This window comes from Flavobacterium jejuense (assembly GCF_006491595.2).
GTDB classification, from domain to species: domain Bacteria; phylum Bacteroidota; class Bacteroidia; order Flavobacteriales; family Flavobacteriaceae; genus Flavobacterium; species Flavobacterium jejuense.
Genome location: NZ_VEVQ02000005.1, coordinates 262,145 through 280,902, shown reverse-complemented (window position 1 = coordinate 280,902; position 18,758 = coordinate 262,145). Strand labels below are relative to the sequence as shown.

At 29.1% G+C, this 18,758-nt stretch carries 11 protein-coding genes; 6 read left to right on the top strand and 5 right to left on the bottom strand.

Features of this window, described 5'->3' with window-relative positions; genetic code table 11:
* Positions 1 to 100 precede the first annotated feature (100 nt).
* The 3 genes from FIA58_RS09630 to FIA58_RS09620 all read right to left on the bottom strand — a co-directional run bounded on the left by FIA58_RS09630 (position 101) and on the right by FIA58_RS09620 (position 5,490).
* Positions 101 to 2,386: a GH92 family glycosyl hydrolase gene (locus tag FIA58_RS09630; RefSeq protein WP_140962270.1), complete on the bottom strand. Its 2,286-nt coding sequence runs from the start codon at positions 2,384 to 2,386 to the stop codon at positions 101 to 103.
* Between the two features lies 1 nt (position 2,387).
* Positions 2,388 to 4,670, bottom strand: a complete 2,283-nt coding sequence (locus tag FIA58_RS09625) for a GH92 family glycosyl hydrolase (RefSeq protein WP_140962269.1) — start codon at positions 4,668 to 4,670, stop codon at positions 2,388 to 2,390.
* 220 nt (positions 4,671 to 4,890) lie between these two features.
* A complete protein-coding gene (locus FIA58_RS09620) occupies positions 4,891 to 5,490 on the bottom strand; it encodes a nitroreductase family protein (protein ID WP_140962268.1) in 600 nt (199 codons plus the stop codon).
* Between the two features lie 120 nt (positions 5,491 to 5,610).
* On the opposite strand from FIA58_RS09620, the gene FIA58_RS09615 reads away from it, so the two are divergent.
* A complete protein-coding gene (locus FIA58_RS09615; protein WP_140962267.1) occupies positions 5,611 to 5,955 on the top strand; it encodes a winged helix-turn-helix transcriptional regulator in 345 nt (114 codons plus the stop codon).
* A 2-nt stretch (positions 5,956 to 5,957) separates the two neighbouring features.
* Here FIA58_RS09615 and FIA58_RS09610 read toward each other — a convergent pair whose 3' ends face one another.
* The gene (locus tag FIA58_RS09610; protein ID WP_140962352.1) at positions 5,958 to 6,185 is read right to left on the bottom strand and encodes a c-type cytochrome; all 228 of its coding nucleotides are present in this window, start codon (positions 6,183 to 6,185) and stop codon (positions 5,958 to 5,960) included.
* A gap of 355 nt (positions 6,186 to 6,540) precedes the next feature.
* A complete protein-coding gene (locus tag FIA58_RS09605) occupies positions 6,541 to 7,215 on the bottom strand; it encodes a response regulator (RefSeq protein ID WP_140962266.1) in 675 nt (224 codons plus the stop codon).
* 130 nt (positions 7,216 to 7,345) lie between these two features.
* On the opposite strand from FIA58_RS09605, the gene FIA58_RS09600 reads away from it, so the two are divergent.
* From FIA58_RS09600 to FIA58_RS09580, 5 genes are all read left to right on the top strand, one after another.
* The gene (locus tag FIA58_RS09600; RefSeq protein WP_140962265.1) at positions 7,346 to 7,654 is read left to right on the top strand and encodes a hypothetical protein; all 309 of its coding nucleotides are present in this window, start codon (positions 7,346 to 7,348) and stop codon (positions 7,652 to 7,654) included.
* 101 nt (positions 7,655 to 7,755) lie between these two features.
* Positions 7,756 to 9,789 (top strand): tetratricopeptide repeat-containing sensor histidine kinase, encoded by a 2,034-nt coding sequence (locus FIA58_RS09595; protein WP_208022789.1) that lies wholly within the window; start codon positions 7,756 to 7,758, stop codon positions 9,787 to 9,789.
* Positions 9,790 to 10,361: 572 nt separating this feature from the next.
* Positions 10,362 to 10,871, top strand: a complete 510-nt coding sequence (locus FIA58_RS09590; RefSeq protein ID WP_140962263.1) for a UpxY family transcription antiterminator — start codon at positions 10,362 to 10,364, stop codon at positions 10,869 to 10,871.
* A 253-nt stretch (positions 10,872 to 11,124) separates the two neighbouring features.
* Positions 11,125 to 17,589, top strand: a complete 6,465-nt coding sequence (locus tag FIA58_RS09585) for a non-ribosomal peptide synthetase (RefSeq protein ID WP_140962262.1) — start codon at positions 11,125 to 11,127, stop codon at positions 17,587 to 17,589.
* Between the two features lie 76 nt (positions 17,590 to 17,665).
* The gene (locus FIA58_RS09580) at positions 17,666 to 18,619 is read left to right on the top strand and encodes a TauD/TfdA family dioxygenase (RefSeq protein WP_140962261.1); all 954 of its coding nucleotides are present in this window, start codon (positions 17,666 to 17,668) and stop codon (positions 18,617 to 18,619) included.
* Positions 18,620 to 18,758 lie beyond the last annotated feature (139 nt).

The window sequence follows — 18,758 nt, the reverse complement described above, 5'->3', positions numbered from 1 at the left end:
TGCTATAATTAGTAACCATTTTTTGCTTCTTTCGGAAGTTGTGTAAATTTATAATAAAAGAGTATACTATAGTAAAAGTGCATTTACTACAAAACGGTTTCTATTTCTTATCACTCATTACAAAAACAATCTTCCCACCATTCATTATCTCATCATGCGTTATGAAATATCGTTTTAAAGGTTTGTTGTTTAGTACAATACGCTTTACATAGACATTTTTATCGCTTTGGTTTTGGGTTTCAATGGTAAAGGTTTTTCCATTTTCTAAATTGATTATCGCACTATTAACTAATGGACTCCCAATAGCATATTCCTCTGAAGCAGGAGCAACAGGGTAGAAGCCCATTGCACTAAAAAGGTACCACGCACTCATTTGTCCGCAATCGTCGTTACCACCTAAGCCATCAGGTGTGGGTTTATATTGCATCTTTAAAATCTGACGTACTTTTTCTTGGGTTTTCCAAGGTTGGTCTGCCCAATTGTACAAATACGCTACGTGATGTGCAGGTTCGTTGCCATGTACATAACCACCAATGATACCATCTCTGGTAATGTCTTCCGTTTCTGCAAAAAAAGCATCCGATAAATGCATATTGAACAAAGTATCTAATTTTTTAGCAAATTGTTTTTTGCCACCCATAATTTCCACTAATGCTGTTGGATTGTGCGGTACAAAGAAGCTGTAGTTCCAACTATTTCCTTCAATAAAACCTTGTCCGTGGGTGCTGTAGGCATCAAAATTAGGTTTGAATTCTCCATTGGCTAATTTGGGTTCCATAAAACCCGATGCTTTGTTGTAATTGTTTTTCCAATTTTCAGAGCGTTGTAGGAATTCGGTGTAAATGGCTTGTTGGTTGAGTTTCTTTGCCAATTGCGCTATTGCCCAATCATCATAAGCATATTCTAAGGTATTGGAAACTGAAATTCCACTATTCTCAGCAGGAATAAAGCCTTTGTCTATGTATTCCCCAATGCCTTCGTAGTTGCGTTTTCGAGCTGTAGTGACACAAGCTTCGAGTGCTTTTAAAGCATCTCCTTTATAAGTACCTTTGATAATAGCATCTGCAATAACGGAAACACTGTGATAGCCACTCATACACCAATTATCATTGGCATAATGACTCCAAATGGGTAACATGTGCAGACTGCTTTCGTTGTAATGTTCAACCATAGATTGTACCATGTCGGCATTTCTTTGGGTTTGCACCAAATTGAATAACGGATGTAAGGTTCTATAAGTATCCCAAAGTGAGAAAGTAGTGTAATTGGTAAACCCATTGGCTCGATGAATGTCTTGGTCCAAACCTTTGTAGTCTCCATTGCTATCTTGATACACAGTAGGCGTGATGAAGGCATGATACATTGCTGTATAGAAATTGATTTTATCATCTGGTGCCGCTTCGATTTGAATTTTGTTCAATTCTTTGTTCCAAGCTTCTTGGGTTTGTTTTTTTACCTTTTCAAAATCCCAATGCGGTATTTCTGTTACTAAATTTTGAATCGCATTTTTTTGGCTCACTGGTGACAAAGCAAACTTGATTTTTATTTTTTCGTTTTCTTCCGTTTTAAAATCGAAAAACATTCTTATTTTTTTACCTGCTATTTCAGGAAAGTTATCTTCTTGATTGAATTTTCTCCAAAAACCACGATAGACTTGTTTGTCGTCAAAGCTTTTCTGTCCGTAGTTTTTAAAAGGTTTGGAGAAACTCATGGCAAAGTACACCGTTCTGGTTCTTGCCCAACCATTGGTTTGTTTGTAACCTGTTATTAATGTATCATTTACCACACGAACATACGTCCATACATTTTTCTCGTCGTAGTTGTAAATCCCAGCCATTAAATCTAAAATAAGGTGTGCTTTGTCTGTTTTTGGAAACGTATATTGATGCATACCCACTCTTGTTGAAGCTGTTAGTTCGGCAGTAATGTTATAATCGTCTAGTTTTACTTTGTAATAGCCAGCTTGTGCTGTTTCGTTATCATGTGAAAAAGCAGATCGAAAGCCTTTTTTAGTGTTATCAGCAGTTCCTGGATTGAGTTGCAAGGTTCCTGTGGTGGGCATGATTAAAAAATCACCCAAATCAGAATGTCCCGTTCCACTAAAATGCGTGTGACTGAAGCCTACAATGGATTTGTCATCGTATTGATAGCCTGCACAATATTTATACACATCAGGATTGTATTTTCCTTTAACAGCATAAGGAATCGTATCCGTATCTGGACTCAACTGCACCATTCCAAATGGAGCTGTAGCACCAGGATAGACATGTCCCATGCGTTGTGTACCAATAATTGGTTTTACAAAAGGGACTAAGTTTTTAGAAGTTTGTTGGGCAAAAGAAGTAAGCGATAAAAAACTGATGATTGCTGCGACTACTAGTTTCATTTTATTGTTTTGTTGTTGATAGAGAGAAAGGAAAAGCTTCAGGAGTTGTTCCTCTAGTTGTATTTGGTGTCTTGTTCATTATAAAGTGAAAAGAACCTCCATTTAAGATATCTTCATGACTGATCCAATTGGTTTTGAATTCCTTTCCATTTCGTTTTATTTTTTGCACGTATTTGTTTTCTGTGCTGTTATTTGGTGCTTCAATGGTAAATGTTTTGCCATTTTCTAATTGAAGAGTAACTTTTTTGAATAGAGGTGTACCCAAAACATATTCATTAGTAGCAGGACAAACAGGGTAGAAGCCCAATGCAGAAAATACATACCAAGCTGAAGTTTGTCCGTTGTCTTCATCTCCACAATAGCCATCTGGAGTGGGTTTGTACATGCGTTCCATCACTTCTCTTATCCAATATTGTGTTTTCCAAGGTTGACCCGCATAATTATATAAGTAAATCATGTGTTGGATGGGTTGATTGCCGTGAGCGTATTGGCCCATATTAGCAATTTGCATTTCGCGAATTTCATGAATAGTGCTACCATAATAACTTGCATCAAATTTTGGAGCCATTGTAAAAACTGAATCTAACATGGTAACGAATTCTTTGTGTCCGCCCATTAACTGGGATAAGCCTTCAATATCGTGAAAAACGCTCCACGTGTAATGCCAACTGTTCCCTTCTGTAAAAGCATCTCCCCATTTTAAAGGATTGAAAGGTTTTTGAAAGCTACCATCTTTATTTTTGCCTCTCATTAATTTGGTTTCCGAATCAAAAAGATGTTTGTAGTTTAGACTTCTTTTTTCATACAAATCAATTTCTTCTTGAGGTCGGTTTAACAGTTTTGCTAAACGACTGATGGCAAAATCATCGTAAGCATATTCTAAGGTACGTGCTGCACTTTCGTTGATATCTACATCATAAGGTACATAGCCTAATTTGTTATAAAATGCTACTCCTTTTCTTCCTGTCGCTTGAGGACCTTCATTGTTGGCACCGTGAAGTAATGCATCATATAATGTATTGATATCATATCCTTTAATTCCTTTTACATACGCATCAGCAACCACAGAAGCAGAGTTGTTTCCAATCATGATGTCGCTATAGGAAGGACTACTCCATTCGGGCAACCAGCCACCTTCTTTGTAATCATTTAGTAAGCCTTCTTGCATTTCTTTGTTGATGGAAGGGTACATTAAATTTAAGAAAGGATATAAAGCTCGAAAAGTATCCCAAAAACCCGTTCCAGCAAAACGATAACCGGGCATGGTTTTTCCGCTGTACGGACTATAATGTACAATGTTACCAGAGGCATCAATTTCGTACATTTTCATTGGAAAAAATAACGTGCGATAAAGTGTAGAATAGAAAGTACGTATTTGATCAATGGAACCACCTTCTACTTGAATTTTTTCTAAAGTAGTATTCCAAGTTTTCTTTGCTTTTTGTTTTACTGTTTCAAAATCATCGGAACCAATTTCTTTTAAATTGATTTCTGCTTGTTCGAAACTGATGAAAGAAGAAGCTATTTTAGCGTTTACAACAGTATTTTTGTTCTTTATTTTAAAATTAACAAGACTACTGATGTGACCACCTGAAAGTTCAAAAGTAGCTACTTTTGTTTTGTCGTTCCAAAGGGAAGAAGTTACAAATGGTGTATCAAAGACAATGACAAAATAGTTTTTAAAATTATTCAATTTACCTCGACTGTATCGCGAACTATAGCCGATTATTTTATTTTCAGAAGGAATGATTTTAATGTAGGAACCTCTGTCAAAAGCATCAATGGCAACAAAAGCGCTATCGGTTTTTGGGAATGTAAATTTGAAGGCAGCAGCTCTTTCAGTAGGTGTTATTTCAGTAGTTACATCATAATCTGCTAGATAAACACTGTAGTAATAAGGTTTTACTGTTTCCGATTTGTGACTGAACCAACTGGCTCTTTCTTCTTCATCAACCGTTTCTTTTCCTACCATTGGCATTACGGAGAAAGGACCGTAATCATTCATCCATGGAGAAGGTTGATGGGTTTGTTTGAAACCTCTTATTTTTTTAGCAGCATAAGTATATTGCCAACCATTACCATTATTGCCAGTTTGTGGTGTCCATGCATTCATTCCCCAAGGTAGTGCAATTGAAGGGTAGGTGTTTCCATTACTTAACTCGTAACTGCTATCTGTACCCATTAAAGGGTTAATCCATTCTACTAAATCAGTAGTTTTTGTTACTTGTTGAGCATTACTTATAAAAGTAAATAATAGGATTACTTTTGTTATGTTTTTTAACATTAAAGAAAATTTATATCGATATGAATAACCCAAAGATACTTAATTCTCTTTTTTTGAAATGTTAAATAGAAGTGAAGTTGTGTTTTTGTATAGTTTGGATTTTTTTTTTATCTAATTACATGTTTCTATTCAGAATATCAGCATCTTTATTCTAATTAAAAAAAGCATCAATTTAAAAAATTAATGCTTTTGACTTTAAAACAAAATTATATTTTTTTAATTAAAAAGTTTGGATGACTTCACTTAATAATCTTCTCGATTTAGGTTTGTTTTTAATTTGGTTTGCATCATCAGAATCTCTGTAACCAATAGCTACTGCAACTAAAGCATGATGTTTATTTGATTCTAATATTTCATTGTACTTTTCTGCTTCAATTCCTTCCATAGGAGTAGAGTCGACCCCCATTTCTGCACAAGCACTTAGAAAAACGCCTAATGCTAAATATACTTGTCTATCAAACCAACCTTTTATTTCGATTTCAGGTAAGGGTTTTATAAATTGCTTGTAATATCCAACTGCACCTTCTGGAAGTGTTTCTTCTATTTGTTTTTCAAACGCATCTAAATTATCTATTCTACTAAATACGACTAAAGTATCACAGTGAAGCACTTTGTTATCATTAAAAAGTGAGGCTTTTGCCAATTTCTTTTTTGTTTCCTCGTTACTAATAAAAGAAAATTTCCAAGGTTGGCTATTAATGGAAGAAGGGCTAAGTCTAACAATTTCTTTTAGTTGGTCAATTTTTTCGGATTCAATTTTTTTTGTTGCGTCATATTTTTTAGTTGTATAACGTTCTTGCATTGCTGAAATAAAACTCATATTTTTGTTTTTTGATTTAAACTATATTTTTTATAGTTACAAAAGTAATTATAGTTTTTTAGTTACACAATAACGGTCAAAAAGGATAGTAAGAGTTTTTATATTAAATAAAGGATTAAGATGTATACTATAAAAGGAAAACAATATCCATGTTGTACTAGTGTTACAATGGGAATAATAGGAGGAAAGTGGAAAACAGTTATTTTATTTTATCTAATTGAAAAACCTTTGCGATATAATGAGTTACATAAAAAGATGAATGTTGTTACCGAGCGGACTTTGAGTTTGCAATTAAAAGATTTAGAAGAAGATGGTGTGATTCAGAGACAAGTATTTACAAAAAAGCCACCATTAAAAGTAGAGTATTCCTTAACTGATTTTGGAAAAACATTAATTCCTCTTTTAGAAGCGATTGCGAAATGGGGTGATTTTGTAGTAAAAAATGAAGTAGAAAAAGTTTTGTGATTTTAGTTTTTACAGTACTGAAACAGTTGTTTTATCTCTCTTTTGGGAAGTTTATTTCCCCAAGTTATTTTATGGTAGTTTATCTTAAATTCATTTAACGATGTGCTATCAATTTTTACATTAGAATTAGTTAGCCAATGAAATAGTTGTAATGAATCAGTATTTCTTAAGGCAGGACCAGTTAGTTTTTTATCTAATGAGTGACAAGAGGCACAATTACTATTGAATATTTCTTTTCCTTTACGGGTATTTTCTGATAAATTTGTACCACAAATTAGAATTGGATCATGAGTAGCGCAATTTAATTGTTTTCATTGATTATTTTTAAGTAGAAATTCTGTTATTCCAAGACTTATTACTATAAATATACTAACGTATAGAAAAATAACTTTAATTTTATTCATTTCTTATAAAGTGAAATTCTGAATTTGGAAGAGTTTGCAGTTATTTTAAATTTAGCAAATAAATAAAACTAAACATTGCAAAAAATAATTTTTACAAGAATAAAAAATAGTAGGTAAAATTTTATATTTTATTTACTATAAGTGTATAGTAAAAATCATAAAATATTGGTTTGTTTAAGACTTAAATTAATCCTAATTTTCTTGCTTTTTCAACTAAATCTCTATCACTGCCTTTGGTTTTTAAGAGTTGGTCTTTAATACTAGCCTTTCTTTTTTCAATAGCGCTCATAGATAAAGGGATATAGTTAGGTAGATTTGTGGTTTTAATACCTTGGGAAATTAAGATTAAAATTTGATTGTCATGACTGTCCCAGTTAATGTTTTGTTTAAATAATTCTCTTTGGGATTCAATTATTGTTTTGCTTCTATGTATATCACCTCTAATAATTCTTTTACAAATTACAGGAAACAATTCAAAGTTGATATCATTTTTTGAAATAAAACCTTCTGGTTTTATTTCCTTTAAGATATTGTCTACAGTTAAGGGTTCACTATGCATAGTAAGTAATACAATTTTACAATTTGGATTTTTTTTCCTTATTAATGAGGCTAAATCTATACCACTATTAATATTTTGCTCTTCATATGGAGGCAGACTAATATCTAGTAATGCAAAATCAATATTAATTTCTTGCTTTATATAAAAAAATATTTTGCTGTAGGCATCTTTACAATTATAACTCTTAATAAAATTGGGTTTATTTTCTTCAAAATCTATATCGGATAAAAGGTTAATATAGCTATCTACAGTCATAGGATGATCATCTACAATCAAAATATTTAGATGTTTTTTCATGTTTTAATTTGTTTAATTTGTTTATTATACGTAGCTAAAATAATTAAATATTACGGATTTTCCGTATAATTTATAAAAATGATGGCTGTTTTTTTGTCATAAATAATATTAATCTAAAATTAATTTTTTTATGAAAAACAAACTATTTATCTCAGGGCTATTTTTTATTTTGTATTTGACTTCTTCTTGTTCAACTGACGCATATTATGAATTTCCAGAAGAAAAAAATGTTGAATTTACAACTCCATCTGATAATACAATTCCATTTGACATTAAAGTTCCGTCTGATGTTAAGACTTCTTCTAGTGCTACAATGAAAGAAGAAGTATATGAAGTAAACGTAATAATGAGCGATTCAACATTTGTACCTCCTACCAATAATGGAGAAACACCTTCTGATGGTGAGCCAAGTAACCCAAAACCACCAAGAAACGGATAGTATTTCATTATTTTTCGAAAAAAGCATGTAATTATATTTACAAATCACATAGTTTTCTATGATTCAAAATATTACATTTGAAGTCATAAAAAATATAGATTTTGATTACTTTTAATAAAATAACTGTTGTATTAGTATTCCTGGTTTTATTTTCTTGTCAAGATAAAGATTCTATTCTTTCTGATATAAATGAAAAAGATTTATTTGATAAAGGATCATTTAATAGTTTATCAGAAGGCAATAAAGAGAAATATTTAGATTCTGTAATAGTTTTATTGAAATCTAAAAAAAATGATTCTATAACAAGAAACTTATATTTAAGAGTTGCTTCAGAATATTATTACATTAATAATATCAATAAATCTCTAAAAATTAGTTTCAAATCTTTGGATTTATCAAATCAAGCAGAGGATAGTATAAGAAAAGCAAAGGCGTTATATTTTGTAGGGGATTGTTATGAGAGTTCAAAGAATGATAGTGCCTATTATTATTATTTACAAGCTCAAAAGTTATATACCAAGATTTCTGATTATGACAATATCGCTAGAATGTTGTTTAATAAGGCTTATATCTTATTTTATCATGGAAATTATGTAGAATGTGAGATTGAGATTTCTAAGGCTTTAAATTATCTTAAAAAATCTGAGAATCACAGGTTAATTTATTCCTGTAATACCTTAATGGGTAACTGCTTGGAAAAATTAACTAATTACAATGAGGCAATGAAATATCATAAATTAGCCTTGTTGGAACTCAAAAAAATGAAGACTAACAATAATGATAAAGATGAAATTAATAATTATAATGTAACTTCTACTATCAATATTTGTAATCTATATGATCTAAAAGGAGAGTATTCAGAGTCAGTGAAAGAATTACAAGGCTTGCTTTCCGATAATTTGAAAAAAAAATGGATAGGTTTATATGCTAAAGTACTTAGTAATTTGGCTTATTCAAAAATGAAAAATAAGGATTATGAAAATGTAGAATCTATGCTTTTAGAGTCCTTAAAAATAGTTGATAGTATTGGAATTGAATCAGATATTTTATATAAAAATATTTATTTAGGAAAATATTATTTATTACAAAAAGATACTGCTAAATCTATTCAAAATTTAAAAGAAGCTAATCGTGTAGCTTTTAAAATTAAAAGTAGTAACGAAATTTTAACTTCTCTAAAAATGCTTTCTGAAGCAGACAAGAATAATAGCTTGTTTTATTTGAACAAATATATAGAAATCAGTGATAGTATTAATACAGTTCAAAAAAATGCTAGAAATAAATATGCTAGAATCGAATATGAGACTTCTAAAATTGAAGATGAAAATAAAGTTTTGACTAAGAGTAATTTTTATATTTTAATCATTTCATTTGTTTTAATTTTATTATTACTTGTGATTATTGTTACTCGTTATTTAAAATATAAAAATAAAGAGTTACAGTTCTTAAAGAATAAGAAAACAGCTAATGAAGAGATTTATCATTTGATTACTAAACAACATGAAAAAATAAGTGTTGCGAAAGATAATGAAAAAGCCAGAATTGCTAAGGAGCTTCATGACGGTATCATGAATAAAATTTATGGTGTTCGAATGAATTTAGGCTTTTTTAACTCTAAATCAGATATTGAATCAGTTGAAAAAAGAAAATTTTATATTGCTGCATTACAAGATATTGAATCAGAAATTAGAGCAATATCACATGACTTATCTAGAACTTCTTTTTTTGATGATAATGATTTTAATATATTATTAAAAAGTTTAGTTGAAAACCAAAAAGGAATTAGTTCTACCGAATTCATATATGTTTGTTCAGAAAAAATTGATTGGAAATCTTTTCAAAATATATTTAAGATTAACTTATATCGTATAATTCAAGAAGCTATTTTAAATGTAAATAAATATGCTTTTGCAAAAACATGCGAAATAAAAGTTATTTTGGAACATGAAAATATTTTAAAACTAACTATCGTTGATGATGGAAATGGGTTTGATGTTAAATCTACAAGAAATGGTATTGGTTTGCGTAATATAAATGATAGAGTTAATTCCTTAAATGGTAAAATTATAATTGAATCAAAAATAGGAAATGGAACTCAAATTTTTATAACTTTTGATTTGAATAAAATACCTTAATTATTGTAATAGTTAAGGTAATTTGTTATTGTTTAGTTATTCTTCAAATAATAAATTCTTTAATTTTCAATTTATTGATTATTCATTTTTTGGAATATTTATCAATTTCTATTCTACTTCTTTATTTCCATAAAGATTTTTTATTTTAAAAATTTTTTCTAATTAGAATTGCTTAATACTTTATTAAGTGATTCGTTTTTTTATTTAATGACATTATTGTATTTATATTAATAAAATAAATACAGTTCGTTTTAAGATATTTTAACCTTCTTTTGAAGAAATTTTAGTTGTTTTCATTCTCTTAAAAAACACATAATACTAATTATTTTAATAATAATGAATTTTTTTTTAAATAATTAAAAATACAAATAACTGATTTTCAATTGATTAGATATGTTTTTTTATAACCCGTAATTTTTATGCAAAAAGTCCGTAATCTCATTAATGACCTTCCTGCTATTTTTGTTCAAAATCTTTTAGGTCTGAGTTATCAGAAACAATTTATTAGATAATGAATCTCGTAACCGAGGATAGCGAAGCTATGTTTTTTACTAACATTTTACTTTTTATTTATGAAAACTACATCTATTGGCTGGCATGTACTTTATGTTAAATCTCGTCATGAGAGAAAAGTACACGATGCACTTAAAGAATTATCTATTGATGCTTTTTTACCAACAGTAACTGAGCAAAGTAAAAGAGTAGACAGAAAGACAATTATTCAAAAGCCACTTTTTCCATCTTACGTTTTTGTAAATATAAGTTCATCAATGGACTTTTACAAAACACTCTCTGTTAATGGTGCTTGTGCATACATTCGTTTTGGAACGGAGTATGCTACCGTAAGAGATGTTGAGATAAAAAAAATAAAATTGTTAATAGGAGCTAATGATTTAACAGAATTTGAAACAGATGCTGACCATCTTAAAGTTGGTGATATAAAAAAAATATCTTACGGTTCATTAAGTGGATTAGAATGTGAGATATTAAATGTAAATAACACTAATAAAGTAATTATTAGAATCAATTCTTTACAACAGAATATTAAAGCTACAATTCCTTCCTATTATTTTGAAAATTAAATAAGGAGAAAAGTAATAAGGTTTATTATAAGCTTACTTATTCATATTAAGTATTTTCAATGTTACTTAAGTTAAGCAAAAAAATATTTTGACTAAACATTTTTCAAGACAATACTATTATTTAAGTGCTATAAATAACATTCTTTGAAGAATTGTTTTATAGGTTTTTGCTCTCTTTTTTTTTAGAACATCAATCAAGCGATATTTCTAATCGTTTAGATTTAAAATAATTTCATTAATACCATCAAACCAAATGACAGATAAAATTAAACTTCTTACCGAATTATTGGAGATAAGAAAAGAATCAGATAAATTAGGAATAACTTTTATAGAAGGAGGAAATCATGAAGAGTTCTTGTCTTATAAAGGATTATATGAAGAAGCATTAAAATGTCTTTTTTATCTACAGAACAGAGGCATTAAACCTAAAGATGAACTAATTTTTCAAATTGACAATAATAAATCTTTTATTATTATTTTTTGGGCTTGTATTTTAGGTGGAATTTATCCTGTTCCTTTGACAGTAGGGATGAATGATGACCATAAGAAAAAACTATTCAATATTTGGCCTATCTTAAACAATCCTTATTTGGTTATTTCAAGTAATAATCTTAAAAGATTGAATATAGATACCAATGAAAATGGGTTTGAAAATTTCATATCTCGAATTATAGATCAAGACGAAATAAACTCTTCCACAGAAAAAGGAGAAATTTTTGCTGCCAATGAAGATGATATAGCCTTTATTCAGTTTTCTTCAGGTTCTACTGGAAGTCCTAAAGGAGTTATGCTTACTCATAAAAACCTTTTAACCAATATTCGTGCAATTGGAGCAGCAGCTAATTACTCTATTGAGGATTCAATGCTTAGTTGGATGCCACTTACACATGATATGGGATTAATAGGATTTCATTTAAATCCATTATTATATGGAATGACACATTATTTAATTCCAACTAATGTTTTCGTAAGAAGACCTTCTTTATGGCTTGAAAAGGCAAGTGAATATAAAGTGACAATTTTATCTTCACCAAATTTTGGTTATAAGTACATAATGAAACATTTTAGTCATGTAGAAAATAAAGCTATTGATCTTTCTTCTATTCGATTAATTTATAATGGTGCTGAACCCATATCGGTTAGTTTAAGTCGCTTATTTTTAGATACTTTTTCCAAGTATGGCTTAAAAAGTATTGCTATGTGTCCTGTATATGGACTAGCAGAGGCAAGTCTTGCAGTTGCGATATCTAATCTTGAAGATGAGGTAATAGATTATGATTTTTGTAGAGATCATTTGAATATAGGTGATAAAGTTTTAATAACGAATCGAGATGAAAATACACTTTCATTTGTTAATGTTGGTTTTCCAATAAATGATTGTCTTTTAAGAATTACAGATGATGAAGATATTGTTGTTGAAGATGAAATAATAGGACATATTCAAATTAAAGGGAATAATGTTACTTCAGGATATTATAATAATGATGAAGCTACTCAGAAAGCTATAACTGCAGATAAATGGTTAAGAACAGGAGATTTAGGCTTTATTAAAGATGAAGCTTTGTATGTAACAGGGAGATTAAAAGATATAATTTTCGTTAATGGACAAAATTTTTATCCTCATGATATTGAAAGAGTTGCTGAAAATGTAGAAGGTATAGAATTAAATAAAATCGTAGCCGTAGGCTCTTATAATAATGAAAGACAAAAAGAGGAAATAATTGCTTTTGTATTCCATAGAGGTGGTTTAAAAGAATTTATACCCATCATTAAATCTTTAAAGGCCAAAGTAAATTCAGAAATGGGAATTCTAATTGATAGAGTTATACCAGTTAAGGATATACCAAGAACTACAAGTGGAAAATTGCAAAGATTTAAATTATTGAGTGATTTTAAAAACGGTAATTTTAACGATAGGGAGTTTCAACTTGAAAAAATTTACAAAGAATTTGATTTAGGTGAATTTGTTGCTCCTGAAAATGATAAAGAGGAAAAGTTGTTATCAATATGGAAGAAAATTTTGAATTTAGATGCTATAAGTGTTACTCAAGATTTTTTTGAATTGGGAGGAAATTCGTTAAAAGCTGCAGAAATGGCAATGATATTAATGAAAGAATTGGATATTGATTTACCTATTACCAAATTATATGAAAATCAGACTATAAGAAAGTTATCAAATATATTGGATGATTTAGAAACAAAAAATTATATAAATATATCAAAAGTTACAGATTGCAATTTTTATCCGTTAACGAGTTCTCAAAAAAGGCTTTATTACGCTTGGGAAATGGATAAAACTTCTGTAGCGTATAATACACCCATAGCATTAAAAATAAAAGGTTCCGTTGTCATTGAAAAACTTGAAAATAATCTAAAAGAGCTTATTAATAGACATGACTCATTGAGAATAGTATTTGAAACCAAAAATAATCCTGGTTTTAGAATAGAAAACACAGTTGACTTTTCCATTAATTCTATTCAATACAATGAAACTGATTTAAATCAAAAACTAAAAAGCCGCGTGCAAGCTTTTGATTTGACAAAGGGACCTTTATTTAGAATTGAACTGTTACATAATGCAACAGGTGAATCTATATTATTTATGGATTTTCACCATATTATAAGTGATGGATTATCTATTCATAATTTTATAAATGAGTTGATTAAATTATATAATCATGAGCCAGTTAATTTCCCATTAGTGGGTTATGGTGATTTCTCAATTTGGGAAAATAATATTTTAGAAGTTACTCCATTAGACAAGCAAAAAGACTTTTGGTTAAATCATTTAGGAGAAGATTTTCCAATATTAGATATGCCTCTAGATTATTCACGACCTCCTTTATTTAGCCATGTTGGTGAAAAATTAGAGTTTGAGATTGATGTAGATAGTTCAGATGAATTAAGAAAATTAGCAAATGAAAATCAATGTACATCACATGTATTATTGTTTACTCTTTACAATATATTGCTTTCAAAATACACAGGACAACTTGATTTAGTTGTTGGAATACCAGTTTCTGGTCGTAATCATCCAGATTTAATTGACACTCAAGGTATGTTTGTGAATAATTTAGCAGTGAGAAACTCTTTCAATAAAAATGATTCTTTTGATAAGTTATTAAAAAACGTAAATGAAACTATAATGAAAGTTTTATTGAATCAAGATTATCCTTTCTCAATGTTAGTTGATCAAATAGTTTCGAAAAGAGACAGTAGTAGAAATCCAGTTTTTGATACGATGTTTGTATATCAAAACATGGGATTCCCAGAAGCAACTACTAAGGATTTTTCACTTACTAGACATTTCTTTGATCCTGGTTTCTCTAAATTCGATATTTCGATGGAAGTTTTTGATTATGAGAAATCTTTTAAATTCAGTATCGAATATTCAACTCAGTTATTCAAAAAGGAAACTATATTAAGAATAAAAAAATACTTTGATACTTTAATAAAAGCCGTTCTCAATGCACCAAAATCTAATTTTTCAGAGCTGTCATTGTTAGATAGTCAAGAGCAAAAAGAATATATAGAAACTTTTAATCAAACAAAAGAGAGTTATCCACAGGATAAAAAGATTCAAGAATTGTTTGAAAGCCAAGTTGTTTTAACACCGAATGCCATTGCAATAGAGTACGGAGAGTTGAAATTAACTTATGATCAATTAAATAAAAAGGCAAATCAATTGGCTCAATTCCTTTTGGATGAAGGAATGACATCAAAAGATATTATTGGAGTTCTACTTACAAGGTCTTCTGAGTTTATTTTGACAGTCTTGGCGGTTTTAAAAGCAGGAGGAAGTTTCCTTCCTTTAGATACTGATTTACCTGAAGAAAGGATAAACTATATTCTAGAGCATAGTAAATGCAACTTAGTGATAACAGATAATTTTCATTTTGATATTGTTTCTGAGACTAAATTTAACTTGAACGCTTCAAAATCTATGATCTTAAATCTTGATGTTGTTTCTTATGACTCTAAAAGTATTGATAATGTTCAAAATAACAATTCATCAAATGAGTTGGCTTATATTATTTACACATCTGGAACAACTGGTAATCCTAAAGGAGTAATGATTTCTCATAGTTCTTTAGTTAACTATGTTTATTGGGCTGCTAATGAATATGTAAAAGATGAGATTGAAAGCTTTCCATTATTTACATCAATTTCTTTCGACTTAACAATTACATCAATTTTCACACCCTTAATAACAGGTAGTAAAGTTATTGTCTATACAAGTAGTCAGCAGGAAATTTTAATCGAAAGAGTTGTTTTAGAAAATAAAGCTAGTGTCATCAAATTAACACCTTCTCATCTTAAGATTATCAATCAACTTGATTTACAATCATTAGATAAAAGTATTATAAAGAGATTCATTGTTGGCGGTGAAGAATTAGAACAATCTTTGGCTCATGATATTTATAAAAAATTGGGAGAAAATATTGAAATTTTTAACGAGTATGGTCCAACAGAAGCTACTATCGGATGTATGATTTATAAGTTTAATCCAAACGATACTTCCATAACAGTTCCAATTGGTGTACCAATTGATAATACTAAGATTTATCTATTAGACGAATTTTTTAAACCTGTTCCAATTGGTATAAATGGAGATTTATATATTGCAGGAGATGGATTAGCAAAAGGTTATTTACATAATGAAGAATTGACAGATGAAAAATTTATAGATAATCCTTTTGTTACAAGTACTAAAATGTATAAATCAGGAGATGTAGCAAAAAGACTTCCAAACAACTTAATTGAATATGTTAATCGATCTGATCAACAAGTTAAAATTAATGGATATCGAATAGAACTTTTAGAAATTGAAAATAGTATTTTAAAATTACCTAATGTAAATCAAGCAGCTGTAGTATGTAGAGTGAATGAAAAAGGATCAAAAAAATTAGAAGCTTATTATGTTTGTGAAATTGGGTTAACTATTGAATCTTTAGCAATTAGAGATTTTCTTACAGGTTGCTTACCTCATTATATGATTCCAACTTCTTTTACAGCTTTAGAAAAAATTCCTCTAACTAAGAATGGAAAAGTGAATTATAAGGAGCTAAAACCAACTGAATCTATTAAAGATAAAGAAATAGTATTACCAAAAAGTCATATCGAAGAAATTGCACTAGAAGTTTGGTCTGATATATTTAATGAAGAATATTTATCCGTTGATGATAATTTTTTCGAATTGGGTGGAGATTCTATTAAAGCAGTACAAATTTCATCTAGAATGCTTGAAAAGGGGATAAGCTTAAAAGCTAAAGATATTTTAAGATATCATACAATTGAATCAAGTTCAGCATATGCTACTTTCTCTAGTTCAGAAAAAAAATATCAGCAAGGATTGGTTTCTGGAGAAAAAGATCTAACACCTATAGAGTCTTGGTTTATTAATCAACGTTTTGTAAACCCTGATTATTACAACCAAACGATTGCACTTAGACTGAACCAAACAATTAGTATTGATTTAATTGAGGAAGTATTTAATAAGTTAATTGAACACCATGATGGTTTAAGATTAAATTTTGACAGAGAAAAGAATGTATTGATATTCAATCAAAATCATTTAGAAAAACCATTCCTTACTAATGAGTATGTAATTGAGTGTATTGATGAACTTGAAGAAGTTGGTCAAAAAATAAAAGGAAGTTTTGATCTGAAAAAAGACCTCCTTATAAAGACTGCAATAGTTAGACAACATGAACAAAATGATATTGTTTTGATTACAGCACATCATTTGGTTATGGATGGAGTTTCTTGGAGAATATTACTTGAAGATTTTTATAACATTTATTGGGCTTTAGTAAATAATGAAAAATTTATACTTCCCCAAAAAACTATTTCCTTGTTGGAATGGCAAAAGGAATTGAAAGCGTATGAAAATGTTAATGAAATAATTAAAACTGAAACTGATTACTGGAATGAGATTCAATCATTAGACTTTAAATTGCCTAATGATTTACAAACAGATGATTGGAGAGTTGAAAATGTAATAAAATTATCTAAAAGCTTTAGCAAAGAACAAACTAGTTTTCTATTGAAAGAAGCTCATGGTACATACAAAACTAATGTTGTATCACTTTTAAATACAGCATTAGCATTAACTTTAAAAGAATGGACAGGATTAAACGAGTTTGTTGTTGAATTAGAAAATCACGGTAGACACATTGATTATGTTGATGCTTCTAGAACAATAGGTTGGTTTACAGCTATATATCCAGTTAAATTAAAACTTATTAATGATAACTTAAGTGATCAGATTAAAGCTATTAAAGAGCAAATCATAAAAATTCCAAATTCTGGTTTAGGTTATGGAATATGCAAATATTCCGAACAATCAATGCAATCAAGTGTTATTCAATTATCTGAGATTAGATTTAATTATTTGGGACAGTTTAATAATGAATTGAATAACGAACTTTTTTCATTTTGTGATGCTTCACATGGTAAAGAAACTGACGCAAATAATCTAATGACAACTAAATTAGAAATCAATTTGATGGTTATTGATGAAAAACTAAATATGGAAATAAACTATAATAAAACTTTCCATAGAGAAGAAACTATTAATTGGTTTATGAAAGTGTTTTTTGAAAATCTTATTACAATTTTGAGTCATATTAAAAATCAAGATACAATATATTTTACTCCATCCGATTTTGAATCAGTAGAATTAGATCAAGAAGAATTAGACTCCTTATTTTCATAAATTGATTAAAATAGCTTAATAAAAGCCCTTTTTAGTATAAAATCCATTATTGTCTAAATAATTAAAATAAAATAATATGAAATTTCATGATTTACAATTAGTTTCAAATAAAGAAATGTTACTTGAATTAGATAAAAGCAACCTTAACAGTCAAAATTGGCTACAAGAAAATAAAGAAAATATAGAAAACTTTATAGCTACAGAAGGAGCTTTATTAATTAGAGGATTATCCATTTCTGATGGAGAAGAATTCGGTCAGACGTTAAAATTACTTTTTGGAGAAGATTTAGTAAATTATACTTATAGATCTACTCCTAGAAGAAAATTAAGTGAGAGTAATGTGTACTCTGCAACTGAATATCATGCTTCTGAAACAATTCCACAGCATAATGAAAATGCTTACTCTAATTCATGGCCTATGAGAATTGGTTTTCTATGTATGACTCCAGCTACTAAGATGGGAAATACTCCAATTTCTGATAGTCGAGTTGCTTATCAAGAAATACCTAGTGAAATAAGAGAAGAATTTGAAAGAAAAAAAATCATGTATGTAAGAAATTATTCAGAAATAGACTTACCATGGGAAGAAGTTTTTCAAACAGATGACAAAAGAATGGTAGAACAATTTTGCAAAGAGAATAGTTTAGAATTCGAATGGACTTCTAACGGATTGAGAACAAAACAGACGAATCAGGCAACATTGTTGCATCCAACTACAAATGAAAAATTATGGTTTAATCAGGCTCATCTGTTTCATTCTAGCAGTTTGGGTAAAGAAGTTGAAGAAAGTTTAATTGATTTAGTTGGAGAAGACTTTCTTCCTCGAAATACATTTTTTGGAGATGGAACTCCAATAGATAGAGAATCTCTTGATATCATTCGTACAGTTTTTGAAAATACTAAGTTTTCTTTCAATTGGGAAAAAGGAGATCTGCTTCTTCTTGATAATATGTTATACACACATGGTAGACAACCATATGAAGGTGACAGAAAGATTTTAGTAGGTATGGCTAGAAAATACAACAAATAATTAAAAATGTATTATTTGTTTTTCTTACTAAAATAGGATTTAAGTTGTAACTAAACAGCTAAATAAATAATTAATAGCCCTTACAATTTTGATTAGATTTTGTCCAATTTACATTGGATGCGGATCTCTATTGTTAATA